General features: G+C 45.7%; 12 protein-coding genes. 3 read left to right on the top strand and 9 right to left on the bottom strand.

Features of this window, described 5'->3' with window-relative positions; all coding sequences use genetic code 11:
• Window positions 1–89 precede the first annotated feature (89 nt).
• The 8 genes from MHI14_RS12110 to MHI14_RS12075 form a co-directional block, all read right to left on the bottom strand.
• Window positions 90–2,051: an ABC transporter permease gene (locus tag MHI14_RS12110; protein ID WP_341130353.1), complete on the bottom strand. Its 1,962-nt coding sequence runs from the start codon at window positions 2,049–2,051 to the stop codon at window positions 90–92.
• Window positions 2,026–2,796, bottom strand: coding sequence for an ABC transporter ATP-binding protein (locus MHI14_RS12105; protein ID WP_341130352.1), 771 nt, complete (start codon window positions 2,794–2,796; stop codon window positions 2,026–2,028). The genes MHI14_RS12110 and MHI14_RS12105 overlap by 26 nt, the downstream gene beginning before the upstream one ends.
• Window positions 2,797–2,984: 188 nt before the next feature.
• Window positions 2,985–3,983 carry a sensor histidine kinase gene (locus MHI14_RS12100; RefSeq protein WP_341130351.1) on the bottom strand — a complete coding sequence of 333 codons (999 nt, stop codon included), beginning with the start codon at window positions 3,981–3,983 and terminating at the stop codon, window positions 2,985–2,987.
• Window positions 3,980–4,693 carry a response regulator transcription factor gene (locus tag MHI14_RS12095; protein WP_341130350.1) on the bottom strand — a complete coding sequence of 238 codons (714 nt, stop codon included), beginning with the start codon at window positions 4,691–4,693 and terminating at the stop codon, window positions 3,980–3,982. The genes MHI14_RS12100 and MHI14_RS12095 overlap by 4 nt, the downstream gene beginning before the upstream one ends.
• An 83-nt stretch (window positions 4,694–4,776) precedes the next feature.
• The gene (locus MHI14_RS12090; RefSeq protein WP_341131695.1) at window positions 4,777–5,751 is read right to left on the bottom strand and encodes a sugar kinase; all 975 of its coding nucleotides are present in this window, start codon (window positions 5,749–5,751) and stop codon (window positions 4,777–4,779) included.
• Window positions 5,752–5,822: 71 nt separating this feature from the next.
• Window positions 5,823–6,866, bottom strand: coding sequence for an SPFH domain-containing protein (locus MHI14_RS12085; protein WP_091029036.1), 1,044 nt, complete (start codon window positions 6,864–6,866; stop codon window positions 5,823–5,825).
• Window positions 6,867–7,134: 268 nt separating this feature from the next.
• A complete protein-coding gene (locus MHI14_RS12080) occupies window positions 7,135–11,514 on the bottom strand; it encodes a glycosyl hydrolase 53 family protein (RefSeq protein ID WP_341130349.1) in 4,380 nt (1,459 codons plus the stop codon).
• A gap of 257 nt (window positions 11,515–11,771) precedes the next feature.
• Window positions 11,772–12,488, bottom strand: coding sequence for a YceI family protein (locus MHI14_RS12075; RefSeq protein WP_341130348.1), 717 nt, complete (start codon window positions 12,486–12,488; stop codon window positions 11,772–11,774).
• A 192-nt stretch (window positions 12,489–12,680) separates the two neighbouring features.
• On the opposite strand from MHI14_RS12075, the gene MHI14_RS12070 reads away from it, so the two are divergent.
• Together MHI14_RS12070 and MHI14_RS12065 are read left to right on the top strand one after the other, a co-directional pair.
• Complete coding sequence (locus MHI14_RS12070) at window positions 12,681–13,367, top strand: response regulator transcription factor (RefSeq protein ID WP_036613325.1); 687 nt, start codon at window positions 12,681–12,683, stop codon at window positions 13,365–13,367.
• The gene (locus tag MHI14_RS12065; protein WP_341130347.1) at window positions 13,352–14,818 is read left to right on the top strand and encodes a HAMP domain-containing sensor histidine kinase; all 1,467 of its coding nucleotides are present in this window, start codon (window positions 13,352–13,354) and stop codon (window positions 14,816–14,818) included. The genes MHI14_RS12070 and MHI14_RS12065 overlap by 16 nt, the downstream gene beginning before the upstream one ends.
• Window positions 14,819–14,923: 105 nt before the next feature.
• On the opposite strand, the gene MHI14_RS12060 is transcribed toward MHI14_RS12065, so the two are convergent.
• Window positions 14,924–15,736 carry an AAA family ATPase gene (locus tag MHI14_RS12060; RefSeq protein ID WP_133385298.1) on the bottom strand — a complete coding sequence of 271 codons (813 nt, stop codon included), beginning with the start codon at window positions 15,734–15,736 and terminating at the stop codon, window positions 14,924–14,926.
• A gap of 432 nt (window positions 15,737–16,168) precedes the next feature.
• Between MHI14_RS12060 and MHI14_RS12055 the strand changes: the two genes are divergently transcribed.
• Entirely contained in the window at window positions 16,169–16,321 is a 153-nt protein-coding gene (locus MHI14_RS12055; RefSeq protein WP_076209985.1) for a DUF1540 domain-containing protein, read from the top strand.
• The last annotated feature ends 103 nt before the right edge of the window (window positions 16,322–16,424 follow it).

The raw sequence follows: 16,424 nt of genomic DNA, 5'->3' as shown, positions 1-16,424 counted from the left end.
AAAGCCCGCGTTTCCTTGATCTTAATCAAGAAAATGCGGGCCATGAACAGATCATGGTCGATCCATATCATCATTCGTTTGTTGAATAATTACACCATCATTTTGCGCAGAGAAGATATATATCTGGAACGGATAACAAAGAAATAAAATGTCTGTGCAAGGAGAAACGCACCAAATACAGTCAACACCGGAACCGTATAATTCGTAATACCGAATTCAGACAGGAACGGCTTAACCACGACCAACGTTTCAATGATAGCTACCCCAATTGGTAAGAAGAACAGAATGGCAATCTGAACGGTGGATGATCGTTTCATCTCGTCGAAACTGAGACCCATTTTCGAAAGAGAATGCACCATTTTCCCATCTGCTTCAAGATCGGTATGCAGTCTGAAATACAGAAAGCTTGCGGAAGAGATGGAGAAGATTAATCCGATAAATATGCCCAGAAAGGTAAAGAGTGCTGTACCCTGTCTGTATCTCTCAAAATCTCCATATCGAGTGGTCAGAAAGCCGGAGTAATTCTCATCAGAAGAAGCATTATCGCTTCGAATGGTATCTGCGGACGACAGAAGCTGATCGCTAACCATGGCTTCCGAGGAGTGTCGGTCAGGTACAGCATGACCCCATGCCGGAATCTGATACAGAACTTTGCCAGATAATCTATTTCCTTGGAGCTGTTGTGTGATCTCTTCAAACTTCTCATCCGGGAGGACAACCACAGCAGTTGAATAGATCAAGGTTGCAAACCGTGTCTCAACATCCGTAGCTGTAACTCTTGCTTGCATCGGACCAGCTTCCAGATTCAGAGTCATGGTGTCTCCTTCCGCATAATTGCGAAACCTGTTGCGATCGATCTGAGCCTGATCCTTCTCATTACGGGAATCTACGAACAATGCTGAATCTGAATCCAATTGGAATGTCTTCTTTCCCAGGATTGCATTGAATCGGTTGTAATGACTGAGCGGCATGACCGAGACAGCACTCAGATCCGCATCAGACCAGAAGTACTCCAGATACACTTGCTGATAATCCAAGCCAGCGGCTTCAAGTCTCGAATCAACGGCGCTCATATCCAATTGATCCGAAGGTGTGTATACATTGTATTGGACTGCAAAATCATTATTGATAAACTGCTCCCGATTCTCCTGATCCAGCGACAAAATCACCACTGCACTCATCGAAGCAATCGCAATCACCACGGTCACCATAAACAGCATCCGAGCATTATCCTTCATTTTGTAACTCATCTCTGAGATCCATAACAGACGTGTACCATGCCATACCGTTTTACGATTACGCTTCAATAAACGAATGATGAGCACGGAAAGTTGTGAATAGAAAAAATACGTTCCCGCTATGCCTGTCACTGCTGCAAGCAAGATCGTTCCGCCATTCAACTCGCTGCGGATTGCCACAAAGCCGACTGTAAGTAATGCCAATCCCAGAAGTGAGAAGAACCACGAAGCTTTGGGTTCCTTTTTAGGTTTGCTGGTACCCGTCAAGAGTTCTAACGTCCGTTTGTTCCCGATAAAGAGCAATGTGAAGAGTGAAATGCAAAAGAATAATAACAGGAAGGCTGCCACGGTAATCAGAATGGCTTTGGTCGGAAAATAAAAAGGCAAATCGTCCATCCCGATAAAACGAGTCGTTAACATCAGGAACAGCTTGGACAACAACATCCCTCCGCCGATACCGGCAATAATGGACAGGCAGCCGATCAACATATTCTCCAGAATGACCAATTTCCGAATTTGTGCGGGCTCTGCACCAAGTATGGTCAGAATGCCAAACTCCTTGTTCCGTGATTTGAGAAAAGCACTGATGGAATACATGACAAAGAAAAATGCAAACACATATACAATGATCGAAGCCACCTGCATCCCCGTAGCAGTTGTGTCACCCATCGGCAACTCTGCCACATATGGATGATAGATGAACACCGCATAAGCGAAGAAAATCATGACCATAAACACACTACTTAGAAAAAAAGCAATATACGCTCGCCCATTCCGGCGAATATTGTTAAACGCGAACTGAGGAAAGCTCATGTGAATTCCCTCCCCAGAAGGATAACGTATCAATGATCCGCTGGAAGAACGTCTGTCGATTATCTCCGCGGTGTACCTCGGCTGCCAGTTTCCCGTCCTTGATGAATACAATTCGGTTGCAATAACTTGCCGCAAGCGGGTCATGTGTGACCAACATAATGGTCGTTTTCTCCTCCTGATTAATCTGTTCAAGGGACTCCATGACGGCCTGAGATGAACTGGAATCCAATGCGCCGGTGGGTTCATCCGCCAGTACAATCGAAGGCAAATTAATCATGGATCTTGCAATGGCTGTGCGCTGTCGCTGTCCGCCCGAGATTTCGTAAACTCGTTTATCCAAAATATGATCAATCCCAAGCTTGGCTGTAATACGATGTAGTCTGCTCTCCATCTCCTTCAGTTTGACCTTGTCCAGTGTCAATGGAAGTACAATATTCTCAGCAACCGTCAGCGTGTCCAACAGATTGAAATCCTGAAAGACAAATCCGAGTTCACGACGTCGGAACATGGCAAGTTCTTTCTTTTTCATATCAAACGGGTTCATGCTATTAATCAGCACCTTGCCCGAGCTGGGTTCATCAATGGTAGAGACCATATTTAACAATGTGGTTTTGCCACTGCCCGACGGGCCCATAATACCCACAAACTCACCTTGCTTGATTGTCAGATGAATATCACTAAGGGCTTGAGTCTGCACTTTGCCCTGATATACTTTGTTCAGTCCTGATACCTGTAACATTTCCATGCGTAATTCCCTCCTGATCCATCATTCTTTATACGTTAATTCTATTCTTATCCTAACTGACCTCCCGTAACGGTGCTATCGAATTACCTTAAACTTCTCTTACAACGCGTTTAAGGTTCTGTTCCCCTGCCTGCTCTATGACACTTCTGTCCATTAAAAAAGCACCTCGCCCATAGGCAAAGCACTTTTCACTTCGGATATTTCGAATGAATCCAGCTGAATCTGACCAACGTTCCCTCATTTGGCTCCGAAAACAACTCGACACGGTTATCAAGGCGGGCACTGATCTCACGGACCAGATATAATCCCATTCCCGTAGATTCGTGGTATTGTCTGCCCCGTTCACCTGTAAAATAGGGATTAAACACGCGATGAATATCTTCGGACGAGATGCCGATTCCCTCATCCTGAATGTCCAGGATTGTACGCTCTTCCTGTTTATAGCCGGTAATGATCACTTTTTTGCCTGATTTGCTATCGGAATAGTTCACGGCATTGGTCAAAATTTGGGTGAACATGAACCGCAGCCACTTGGAGTCACTATATATCTGAAGGTCTTCCTCTATACGGATATCCGGCGTAATGCCTCTGCGTATAAACAAACGGCGGTTCTCTGCAATGCTGCTTCGAAGCACCTCATGCAGAGACAGCAGCTCGACACGAAAATCCCCTTCGAACTGTTCAAGCCGGGATGAATGCAAGACCATTTCAAGTCCTTTGCGCAGCTTATCCAGCTCATCCTGAATACTGCCAGCCGTCTCATCGTCCACATCTTCCAAGGTTAGTTGGATAATAGACAACGGTGTCTTCATCTGATGAACCCAGCGATTCATGAATATCACCTGCTGCTCCTTGCTAGTACGTAACTGACCTATCTCGTTCTGCCGATTACGCTCCATTTCATGTAACAATTGCTGGACTGCCTCCGCCACAACCGAATTTCCAAGCGTTTGAAAGGGCTCGTTTACCCGTTTACGTGGTTGTTCAAGAAGATGATAATATGCTCGTAGCTGTAAGTAACGTACGACCAGATAGACCATCAGCACCACCGTACTGATCAGCATGCCATAGAGGACAATTTTCATCGGACGGCCCTCACCAGAGAGCCAGTAGACACACGGAACCAGTAACATCTGCAGCACATAAAATCCAACTAACATCTGGTGGTCTTTCAGAAAAAGTCTCATATCCCTTTCCCCTGTGCGGATGAACCCAGATCCAACACACGATAACCCGCTCCGCGAACCGTCTCCAAAATCTCTTCTGCACCCAGCTCCTTCAACTTCCGGCGAACACGTGTAATATATACATTCAACGTATTATCATCAATAAAATGCTGATCTTCCCACATCTGTTCAAGCAATTTTTCCCGACTCACAACCCGCCCTGCCTTCGCCATCAGCACTTCCACCAGTATGGCTTCCTTCTGTGTCAGCTCTGTTAAGCGTTCATCATATTCCAATACGAATCGCTCAGGATAGAGGATCATGGGACCGTTCTTCACCTTTGCTTCCTGCTGCACAGCAGCGTAAGAACCATAGGCTCTGCGCAGCTGACTGCGGACTTTGGCAAGAACGACTTCATATTGAAAAGGTTTTGTAATATAATCATCCGCCCCATGCTCCAACGCCATAATCTGATCCATACCACTGTCACGAGCGGAGATGAATAAAATGGGACATATGGAATGTGTGCGTATCTGTCTGCACCAATAATAACCATCATATTGAGGCAAGTTCACATCCATCAGCACCAGATCCGGTTCCATCTTCACAAATTCATCCAATACATGACGGAAATCATCTGTGACCTGTACCTGAAATCCATTTCGGGTCAGATAAGCCGCCAGCAATCCTGCAAGCTTGGCATCATCTTCAACCAACAATATCGACTGCATCGTTAACCCTCTTTCCGTTTCCTGACGTCAATGTATCATATCTAGTTACCCATTCTAGTCGGAAACGGCTTGGAAATAAAGGGTCAGACCACGAGACGCCCCCTCTTCTCTGCCAACCCAATGATAGCTTCCACCCCAGAGTTAAACTCAAGAAAGTCCTGCTCAACCCCATCGCTGAATATAACACCATCCTCTGGCATCTGGGATACAATGTGCAATGGTTGCTTTGAATGAATCTGTCCAAACACCAGATTGGCCGCAGTCGTCCGGCTCGGGAACGGTTCACGTACTGAAAAATATAAGTACGGCGCATCCCAGTTAAAATGATTCAACTCCTGCCTGCTTCCATGAATGGATGCGGATGCTGTAGCAACCTCAGCTTCAGAATTCAGGTTCTGCCATGCCGCCGACCCTACAATTCCGGTGGCTCCAGCCAGCACACTTTTGAACCAGCCCGTTGATCCCATGCCTGTGGATACAATGATACCGCTGGAGGATTGTTGTTCTGCGGATGTACCCAAACGTACTTCATAACGGGCCGATACATGCGTCTTCCGACCAATGAACAGATCGTTCACACCATATAGATACTGCCCATCATTGAGTTCCACTTTAGCGAGAGTGACTTCTTTCAAGGTTCGTTGCCTACGAATGACATCAGGGACAATAAAGCTCAGATCCTCCACGGTAAAAGGTAATAATACCCCATCCCAACGCATCGGGTCCGGATTCACACCAATGAGCGGTTGCTCGGTTACATACTTGAGAGTATTGGCTACAAGCCCATCCTGTCCAACCACAACCACGATATCCTGCTCTCCAAAGATAAAATTGGGTACATGTTCCCGATCAATGGTCTGTACACGACCCAATTGTCCCAGTTGCTGCTGCGCCTGCTGTACAGATAGCCGATAACGACGGTCTTCCTCCATATAATCACTGAAATCTGCGCCCAGACGTTCAATATAGAACTGTGCTTGCTGTACCGTGTTATATCGAACCACCAGCTCTTCCAGTCTGGTCCGGCGTTTCACCAGAATCAGTTTATGTTCGCTCATTCGATCATCTGCCGCAGGCTGCTGACGTACAGATTTCCCTGCCTGCTCTGCTTGCTCTCTTCTTCCTAATCTCATCTCGCTCGACCTCCCTGATCTCTGCCCGGCGCGGGAGACATTAATCCCTGCAACAGATCCGGCGAGATATTAAGCTGTCCGATCTTGCCTGCATTTTCAGCCAGTTCCTGGAACGCGAGTGCGATCAGCTTATCGGAATTCATACCCATGTTCGCCATCGCTTGCAGTACATTTGGCTGTACATTTTGCAGTGAATTCATCACGGCAGCAATCTCATACGCTTTGGCATCCGCTTCCGCATTGTGATTGGCAATGGTTAACTCAATCAGTTGCTGCTTACGTTCCTCCATCGCTGTATTGAACTGAAGCTGCTCCTGCTCCATCTCATTTTGTTTCTGTTTTACCGAGCGTTCTGCCTGCAACTGGGTCTCCCTAATTTGCTGTTTCTTTGTCTCCACGGCAATTTCGGTGTTCAGTTCGTTCTCTTTCACTCGTCTTTCCTGTTCAATAGATGCATTACGACGCACATAGAGCGCTTCATCTGCCTGACGTAAAATCTCTTCCCGCGCTTGGGCTTCCAATGCACGCATCGTTTCTTTATTAGGCAGAATGGCCAGGATGGATAGACTCATTAGCTCAACGCCCAGTTTCTCCAACTCTTCACTTTGTACAACTTCGCGTTTCATGCTGCTCGCCAGCCGTTCACTGGATTGAATGGCCTCCTTCAGCGGCATTTGCTCCAGATGTTTCTTGGTTAATACTTTCGCTGTGGTGATCACCCGTTGGTCCAGCTTGCCGGGGTCGTCGGAAATATACCGATTTTTGCGCAAATTGTACGTGTAATTCAGACTCTGGGTTATTTTCAAATAATCCACTATGCGATAGCTTAGCTGCCCTTGCACAGTAACCGTCTGATAGTCCGCTGTAATCTCTTCGAACATGAATGGTACATCCACCGAGGACACGGGTAGAACCACTACCGATGTGGTCGGCTCATAATAATAAAAGGACAATCCGACACCTTGACGTTGTATCTCACCATTTTTCACTTTCATGACATACTCACTGGGTTGAAATTTCGCAAATCGGAATCCAAACATGGCTCATTCCCCATTTCTTAATATTGTCGTTTTGATATTATCGAAATGATAACAAAAGAAAATGATATTGTCAATACGACATTAACAAAATATTCATATGCCTATTTAGAGAAAGGGATAAAGTCTGATCCTCTCTTTTTTTTCGCAAAGTAAAGAGACCGAATCCTATGATTCGATCTCTTTACCTGCTTTGTTATTTTCTATTCATGCGTACTGATGATGCCACCAGACATTCTTCGTAATCAAAAGCGGACTTTTTAAACTATTTCTAATACAGTTGTTCCATCAGTCTCGCGATTGCAACAGCACCCTGTGCACGGTTCGCTGTTTCTTTCGGGGCAAACGTGCCATCAGGCATGCCGTTCAGCAGTCCAAGTTGTTGCATCGAAGCTACAGCTTCTTTTGCATACCCGGCGATCTCGGCATTGTCTACAAATACCGTATTTCCTTGTGCAGCATTGTTCGCATCCTGATCACGTTGCACAACCTGCAGTGCTCTGTTCAGCATAACGGCCATATCTTCTCGCGAAATACGTTCATTCGCTCCAAAGCTTCCATCCGCCCGGCCTTGAATAATGTTCATTTCAATGCCAAGTCGTACTGAATCGGCATACCACTGCCCTTCCTTCACATCTGTTGGGATTGAGATAGATGGATCGGGCTGGCGTACATCACCAATACCTTTAATAATCATTTGCAAAAATTGTGCTCTGGTCAGTTCACCTTGCGGGGCAAAACGTGTTGCACTCATCCCCGTAATAATTCCCTTACCGTATAGGTTCTGCACTTCTTGGAGAGCCCAATTGTAATTTTGCAGATCATGTAATGGTACTTCAACTTCTGCAATGACATAACTGCCCGATTCCAGCGGTTTGAACGCCATCGTCTTTGTCTTGTCATCGTACTTGGAATACGTAACAGGTTTCATTTCACCACTTGGAGATACGGAATGTACAACCATAACTACATCATTCTTTTTAGGTTGCTCCACATTGGATAGAGCAACTTCAACCGCTCTGTTTGTCCATTGCAATGGCTTATTGTTCATTAACAAACTTACATCAACAATCGCATGATTACCGATTACTGCTTTTTGAGATGTGGACAATGTATCTGTCGATCCTTTTGCCACTACGATGTCGAACGTTCCCGCAGTCTCCGCAATGGTTAGCGGGAGTGATTTTAGAGGAACACGAACGGTAGTTTGTCCTACGACTACATCCAGGGATTTCACTTCCTCGGAACGAATCCATGCTGCCAGTTGACTTGCAGCCAACTGGAATGTGACTGTCTTGGCTGTGTCGGGTACATCTGCAAGCAGTTTCAACGTACGATTTCCTGCATCCATGGATTGCAGTGCCTGAGTTAATTGAGATGCATCCGGACGAATAGAATACTTGTCATCCCCGGTTGCTGTTCCTTTTACCGTTATTAGACCCTTCGCTGGCGGATTACCAGGTTCAGTCGGTGTTGTTGCAGCCGGATTCCCCGTTGAAGGGGCTGTTCCCGGGTTGGACGGTTGTGACGGTTCACTTGGTTGTGATGGCTGGCCAGGGCCAGGTGTTACATCTTGACGTACAAGTTTACTTACAGCATCTTGTAACGTACGATCAGCCGTACTTACATCTTGCGTTGAAGATTCAACATCCAGAATGAATGCCTTCGCTTCAGAAAGTGCCTTACTAAATACATTCCAGCTTGAAGTCGTGTATTCGGTTTGCTTTAATTTCTCAGCGGTATCTACCGTAGCTTGCAGTGCCGATTTGTCCGCCGGGAACGTACCGTAGGCTTCAAATTCCATGAATCCTACCCATGTGGGACCTGTTTTAATTGTTACCCGAATGTAACGTCCCTCCGTGCCTTCTGGAAGTACATGGCTAGGTGCAGTTGATACAACAACATCACTTGTGGTGTCCACTACTTTAACAAATTTTTTGTTATCATTGGACACTTCGATCGTATATTTGATGCCGCCACTCCACATCGACATCTCGATCTTGCGGAGGTTAGCAACCTGACCCAAATCCACTTGCCACCAGCTATCCTTACTCTGGTCTGTTCCCCATGAAGTGTTTGGATTGTTGTCAATTGCACCTTCAGGAGAGTTGGCTTGATTGCCTCCTGTCCCTGCACTACTTGAAGCTGTTGCCGTTTTGCCCGTTGTTAAAGCCTCCAGAGAGACTAGACTAGTAAAGGCTTGTTTCAACGTATTCAGTGCTGAATTCACCTCAGACTGAACAACAGCATTGTTATCTCGGACCTGAATCGCTGCCTGCAAAGACTGTTCCAATACAGACCAGCTCCGGCGTGTATAGGAAGATTTAGTCTGCTGCTGCATTTGTTGAATGTACTGGTGCAGTTGTGTTTTGTCCACATTGGATAGACCATCAATGGCATCATGCAAACGTTTAACCGCTGTATTCGCATCCGTCTGTGTCGCTCTAGGATCATTCAAGACCTGCTCAGCGCCTTCCAGCGCTTTGGTCAATACCGCCCAAGTGGCCGCAGACCAGTCAGCCTGCTGATACGTACGCGCTTCCGCTATTTTGGCTCGAAGCTCGTCAAGCTGCGGAGCGATAACCTGCATCAGCTGCATCACACGTTCCAATGCTGTTGTCGCTGCATCTGTATCTGCTTGAGTTACCCCGCCCGGCGTGTATGCCTGTTGGTATACATCATTCGCTGCCGAGATTGCCGGAGCCAGAGTCCCCCAGCTTTCCGGAGTAAAATCAGTCTGTACCAATGATCTGGCTCGTGTAAGTGCCGCATCCAGTTGCTGGCGGTCTGCGGGCAGAAGACCCAATCCACGTTTGTACACATCAAGGGACCATAACGCTCTGCCTTCATACGAATGCCCGCCGTTGCCCGGAAATTCGTCGTAATCAAACATGGCTTGGTTCTCCCATGCATTCCCTTCGGATGCAATCCAGCCTACACCCGCCGGAATCCACGCTGGCTCCCAGTAGAAGAAACCTGCACCATGATTATTCGGCACGTTCGCAATCATGTCCATAATGCCAGCGATGGCATCATATTGACCTTGAACGGTTGCGGGGAAGTCTGCTCCCCCAACATGGAGCGCTTCATCTGATCCAATGATGTTACCGTGTGCATCCCCGTTTTTGTAGGAAAACGGATAGGACGTTTCAGCGATAATGACATCTTTGCCAAACTCGGCTGACACTTCATTCATCGTTTTCTGTACATCCGCAAACGTCCCATGCCAGAACGGGTAATACGACAGTCCGATAATGTCATAGTCCAGTCCGCCTTTACGTAACTCTCCAAAGTACCATTTGAACGTATCCGCCTTGCCGCCTTCAGCCAGATGGATCATAATCTTCACCTTATCCGCGTTATCGGTGATCTCTCCTTCTACTGCACGTACAGCATCAACTCCGCTTTTTAGCAATGCAACATTTTGCTCGAAATCCACGTCACTGCTCAAGCCGTTCAACACACCACTGTTAATCTCGTTACCGATCTGCACCATATCAGGCATAGCGTCTTCGGCTTTCATCTCACTTACAACTTCAACCGTATAGTCGTATACGGCCTGCTTCAATTGATCGAAAGTATAACTTTCCCAAGCTTTAGGACGAAGTTGCTGTCCCGGATGAGCCCACTCGTCAGAATAATGGAAATCAAGCAGCACTTTCATTCCTTTTGCTTTCACCCGTGCGGCTTGCTCAATTACATCTTTCTTATCGTTATAGCCCCCGGATTTCTGCGGGTCATTCCATAGACGAAGGCGTACGTAATTGACACCACGATCCTTGAGAATATCGAGCAAATCACGCTGTGTACCGTTGCTGTCCACATATTTTCCGCCTTTAGCCTCAATGGCGGTTAACGTGGAAATATCGACACCTCTAACATAGTCTTCACGATATCCCTCAACAATCACCTTAGCTTTAAGCTGAGGCTCTGGAGGCGCACCGTATACCGAACCTGTCACGGTAAAGCTGCCCGCATGTGCGTACTCTGAAGGGTCAATACTATCCCATTCCACTGGAACCATTCCTGATTTTCCATTCTGGTACCATGCTTTTACCTGATTAGGCAGAACTGGCGCACTTCTTGTCACCGTTTTCACTTCGATTGAATCATATTTGGTAATGTTGGCAGGTTCAGTGCCTTCTGATTCTCCCCACACTTTGAACTCCAATATTTCCGGCCAGACTCCTTCACCCTTGAAAAAGGAAATGTTCAGTCTGATGTATCGTACATCATTCTGCTCGAACGTCAGATCAGCGATCTGTTTGGCATCTGCATTTTCACTTTGATCAGCAACGTTGGTCCATGCCTGCTGGTCAGCAGATGTTTCTACCATATATTTCACAACCGTGTTTTCTCTCCACGTTATTTCCGCTCCGGACAGATTGTAGTCTTCACCCAGATCAATCATCACCCACTGTGGTTGTTCCGTTGTCACTCCAGCCTTAGCAGCCCAATGCGTGTCACTTTTACCATCAACCAAGTGCTCCTTTTTGCTCCAATGCTCCAAATATTCTGTGCTTACCGTAACCGCCTTGTTAAGTGCCACGTTCACTTTTGCATCTTCTGCAGCCGCTGGACGAACCATTAACCCCAGATCACAGAACAGCATCAGTAATACCAGACACCCGCTTATGTACCTTTTGTTCACTCTTGATCTCCCCCTTTTTGTGTTTGATTGTGCATGGATCAATGAATGTTATGAATCCTCCTCATTGTAAGCGCTTAATAGTGATAGGCGACACGGCATAATCCAAAGGAAACAGCAGTTATTTTAACAATATGATCCTGTGACAGTTACATTTGAGCTATATTAATCACACTATTTTGCAAAAGAAACAAAAAAATCTGTCCGTCTACCGTAAGGCAGAACAGAACAGATTTTCAGGTATATGATCATTGTTACACTTATTTGGAAAGTTTCAATTCAAGTTGTACCTGGATATCATTTTCAGTTGAGAGCACAACGGAGTGTGGATTTTCCATTCCGAAATCTTCGAATGTTACCATGGATGTTGCCGACAACAATACTGCATTATTCTCATAAGCAGCTTTTGCGTCAAAAGTTACTTCTTTTTCAATACCTTTAACCGTAATCGTACCATTCATTTTGATATCAACCGTTTGACCGACAGGCCATTCCGCAGGTACCCCTTCAAATGAAGTCGCTGTAAAAGTTGCCTGTGGATACGTAGCAATGTCGAAGAAATCCGCTTGCTTCACGTGACCATCACGCTGTCCATTCCCGGAATCAATGCCGTCCATCTCGATCTGTCCTTTTGCCTTCATCTGAGAAGCATCATCTACATTAATTGTCCAATTCCCTTTTACCTGCTCGTCCACAAAATTAACCGTCTCCTGTGAAGTGGTTACGGAGAAGTATACTTTGGAACCTTCGCTGATGTTCCAGTCTCCGTTCAGTTGCTCTGCTCCTGCAGTTTCATTGGCTACAGCCGTTCCTGTGCTATCTACAGCTGTTGTGGAAGTTGCTGTGCTGGCAGGAAGCACCTGTTCAATCTCCACGTTGTTCCCCAAGTAGCTATTTGCGAGATAGTAACCACCGCCACCGATTACGGCAACCGCCGCCACACCTGTAATAAGCCATGCTTTTGCTTTCTTGTTCATCTGTATGTTTCCTCCAGTATATTATTGTTTAAGTTGCTTGTTGGAGTGAATCATATCAATTGAATGTGTCAGGAAGAAGTCAAGATAAGACAAGTCCCATATTTTTTTCAAATCCGTAATACAGGATTGGCTTTACGCTCTAGCTCATGTAAAATCAGTACAAGTTTACTCAGCGAAAGGAGAACGCTTTTCTTGAAATCCATACTTATCGTCGAGGATGAACAAGCTATTGCACGAGTACTGGCTGCTTATCTGAGAAAAGCAGAATTTGAAGTTCATCATGCAGCAGATGGACCGACTGCACTTACCCTTTTTGATACCGTAACGCCTTCCCTTGTATTACTTGATGTGATGCTGCCAGGAATGGACGGATGGGATCTGCTGCGGATTATTCGTGAAAAAAGTGCTTGTCCCGTGATCATGCTAACCGCACTGGATGACATTTCAGACCGTCTCAACGGACTAAATGCCGGTGCTGACGATTATATGAGCAAACCTTTTGTACCGGAAGAAGTGGTCGCCAGAGTGAATGCGGTGTTGCGCCGTAATCCACATTGGACCTCTGGTGGCGAAGAGAAGCGTTCCTTTGGAAATCTCGTCATTGATCTTGCTGCCAAGCAGGTGCTGCTGAACGGTGCAGAGGTTGCACTCACACCTCGTGACCTGTCGTTGCTGTTCTTCCTGTCCGATTATCCGAATCGTACGTTTACCAGGGATCACCTTATTGAACAGGTATGGGGGATGGACTATGATGGCAGTGACCGTGCTGTGGATCTATCGATTAAACGACTACGTCAAGCCCTCTCCCACTGGTCGCCAGAGACAGGAGAAATTCGGACGTTGCGAGGAATGGGGTATCAATTTTGGATCGCCAACTGAAACAGAAGAAAACCAAACGAACGATATCCATTCTGTCACACTGGACACTGCGATATTTTCTCATTTTGTGCATTGGTTTCACGATTATTGCGGCAGGGGCACTCTACTGGATTCGAACAACTTCCATTGAGAAAAGTCTCAAAACCGCAGAACTGCTTGGTCTGGAGATTGCCGATCATGTGACCAGTGAAAATAATATGCTTCGGGTTCCACCCGATCTTGATAGACTGGTAACCAAGCGAGAGAAACTATTTAATACAGATCATTATTTTTGTGTCATGATCTTGGACAATAACAATCAATTGATCTTTTCCCAGCCTAAAATGGAACAAAAAGATGTGCATTATCGACTGTCAGACGACTATCTTGAACCGCGAAACAACAAATATGCAGGTGTAACGGTCAACATATCCGAAGGCGATCAAACCTTGGGCAAAGTGTGGGTCATGCAGTCCAAACAATCCATTACATTTGGTCCAGAGACCATATGGCTCGTGGCTCTAATCCTCGGAGGACTAATCCTCTGTGGATGGTTTACAATCTATCTCCTGTCCAATAAGTTATCCAGACCCATTCGTCAGGTCGCCTATGCCGCTGAGCAGATTCGAGGTGGCAATTATGATGTGAGTCTTGACTTGAATACTCGAGAGCGTGAGATCAATGAACTTGTAAATTCATTCCGCGATATGGCCACTCGTCTCCAACAACTCGAAGAATGGCGTACACTTTCGCTGGCAGGGGTAAGTCATGAACTCAAGACACCGGTAACTTCCATCAAGGGGCTCGTTATGGCAGTACGTGACGATGTCGTGAGTCCACAGGAAGGAAAAGAATTTTTGGATATCGCTTTGAAGGAATCTGAACGCATGGAGCGAATGGTCGCAGATTTGCTTGACTATAACGCCATGGCTGCAGGAAGTGTTGCCGTTCGCAAGGAACGGACGGATCTGAAACTGTTGGTCGGTGAAATCATCTATCAGTGGAAGATTGCATATGAGGACAAAATGCCAGAGGTTCAGTTGCACGCCCCTCCAATTAACTTCTTTACCATGGGGGATGCTCTCCGCATTCAGCAGATCATTGTCAATTTGCTCAATAACGCACTTCATGCCACAGCTCCTGAACAGAAAGCTGTCTTCGATATTTATCTAAGTACAGAAGAACAGATGCTGTACGTTGATGTCAAGGACAACGGCACAGGCATCGCAGCTGAAGAACAACCCAAAATCTTCGAACGCTTCTATCGTGGAGAGCTCAAGAAACGTCGTAACCGCGGCCTGGGTCTAGGATTAACATATAGCCGGCTACTTGCTCAGGAACAAGGCGGTGAACTAACACTTGTCTCCAGCAGCCCGGAAGGGAGCATGTTCAGATTAAGTCTGCCACGCTGGACTGCAACACAAGAAGCCATGAATACAGAAAAAGCATACGGAGCAGCCGTTAAAGTGTAACGCAACATGCTAACATGGCAAATAGCCCAGGATTCCATTCAGGAGACTGGGCTATTTCAGCGTTGTTCCTTGTTGCTTTATCCAAACTATCCAAAATAGAAGCAGTCAACACTCTAAGACACGTGGCTTGTATTCATCGTAAGCATCCGAGATCAGTTGCTTATGAAGTGTACTACTGGCAATGATCGCTTTCCGCTTTGCTTTCAAAACAATCTGCTCTATATCCGCATAACTGCACCCGTTCAAGCGTTCACATATGTAATCTTCCAGCCGGGTCTCCTGTTCAAATGCTCCCACCAACTTGCTGATATACAATCTGCGACTTGAATCATCAGGCATACCATAGGTCATCTTCGTATCAAAACGCCGCCAGATGGCATGATCCAGTTGGGTCTCCAGATTCGTTGCAGCCACCAGTATGCTGTCCCCATCGAATTCGTCCAGACACTGCAATAACGTATTGACGACACGAGCCATCTCTTTCACTTCATCATTGCTCTCACGTGTCCGGCCTATGGCATCAAATTCATCCAGAAATAACACACAGGGATTCATTCGTGCATATTCGAATAACTTACGTACGTTACTCCCCGTCTCCCCAAGATGGCTATGAATGATCGCATCTAATCTCACAAGAACCAATGGCAGATCAAGACGCTCCGCCAGATGTGATGCCGTTAATGTTTTTCCCGTGCCGGGAGGCCCGAACATGACCATTTTGTTGGGGATTGATACATCATGCTCTCTGAACTTCTCTTTCATGCCCAGAATGGTGATAAATTCATTAATGATGCGTTCATTTTCAGCGGAAAATACAATATGCTGGGCTTTGCGTCTACACTCTTTTGGCGTGTAAAAAGCAGCCATATCGATCCCTTTTGCTCGGGGAATCCGGTTCATATGGTTTATTTTGCTCATGTATACATATGCTCCTTCATTTATAGTGTCAGTCCGTGATTCAAGTTATATAAGTTGAACTAATGAATATTTACACTGACCACTTCGATGACAGAACAACCTTCCGATCGCTGTTATCGTGTAAATGTTTAGTTCAATTTATATAGAACCACTTAGACCTTTAATCGTAATTATTACTATTAAATAATAACATACTACTGCCTTTTTGCAAATATAACCACAGCACGTACACTATTTTGCCACAGAAGGAAGTCATTTGGTTGCAAGCTTCAATAAAATTTGCTATTCTAATTATGCATCGTTGTGTATAACGCAAAAAAGCCCTCCAAATTTCGTGAGAGCAAAAATTTTCCAGGTTCGCAAGCGGCAACTTGTTGTATCTGGTTTCTTTATACCAACGAATGTAATCCAATTAAAGTGAGGTTATCAATCATGGCAAAAGACGTATTGTGTGAAGTTAATTCCTGTCGTCACTGGGCTCAAGAAAACAAATGTAACGCTTCTTCGATCTACATCGTGAGTCACAGTAACAAAGAAGCAAGTCAGTCTGCTGAAACAGACTGTAAGACTTTTGAAGTGAAATAAGTAATTTCATGTAATCGACTTAAAGGAGCCTTTACCGGTTCCTTTTTTCTTTGTCTATTGTAACAAGAATGATAATTATTATCAAGCCCTATTCTGTAAAAAT

It is taken from the genome of Paenibacillus sp. FSL K6-2393 (assembly GCF_038002545.1).
Taxonomy (GTDB): domain Bacteria; phylum Bacillota; class Bacilli; order Paenibacillales; family Paenibacillaceae; genus Paenibacillus.
This window is presented reverse-complemented; position numbering and strand designations above follow the sequence as displayed.

What these genes read in the sequence shown, in the direction of transcription:
- MHI14_RS12090 (WP_341131695.1), bottom strand. Translation starts at nt 5,751, where the DNA reads ATGAGCGAACATAAACTGATTCTGGTGAAACGCCGGACCAGACTGGAA.
- MHI14_RS12095 (WP_341130350.1), bottom strand. Translation starts at nt 4,693, where the DNA reads ATGCAGTCGATATTGTTGGTTGAAGATGATGCCAAGCTTGCAGGATTG.
- MHI14_RS12075 (WP_341130348.1), bottom strand. Translation starts at nt 12,488, where the DNA reads ATGAACAAGAAAGCAAAAGCATGGCTTATTACAGGTGTGGCGGCGGTT.
- MHI14_RS12085 (WP_091029036.1), bottom strand. Translation starts at nt 6,866, where the DNA reads ATGTTTGGATTCCGATTTGCGAAATTTCAACCCAGTGAGTATGTCATG.
- MHI14_RS12110 (WP_341130353.1), bottom strand. Translation starts at nt 2,051, where the DNA reads ATGAGCTTTCCTCAGTTCGCGTTTAACAATATTCGCCGGAATGGGCGA.
- MHI14_RS12100 (WP_341130351.1), bottom strand. Translation starts at nt 3,983, where the DNA reads ATGAGACTTTTTCTGAAAGACCACCAGATGTTAGTTGGATTTTATGTG.
- MHI14_RS12055 (WP_076209985.1), top strand. Translation starts at nt 16,169, where the DNA reads ATGGCAAAAGACGTATTGTGTGAAGTTAATTCCTGTCGTCACTGGGCT.
- MHI14_RS12105 (WP_341130352.1), bottom strand. Translation starts at nt 2,796, where the DNA reads ATGGAAATGTTACAGGTATCAGGACTGAACAAAGTATATCAGGGCAAA.
- MHI14_RS12060 (WP_133385298.1), bottom strand. Translation starts at nt 15,736, where the DNA reads ATGAGCAAAATAAACCATATGAACCGGATTCCCCGAGCAAAAGGGATC.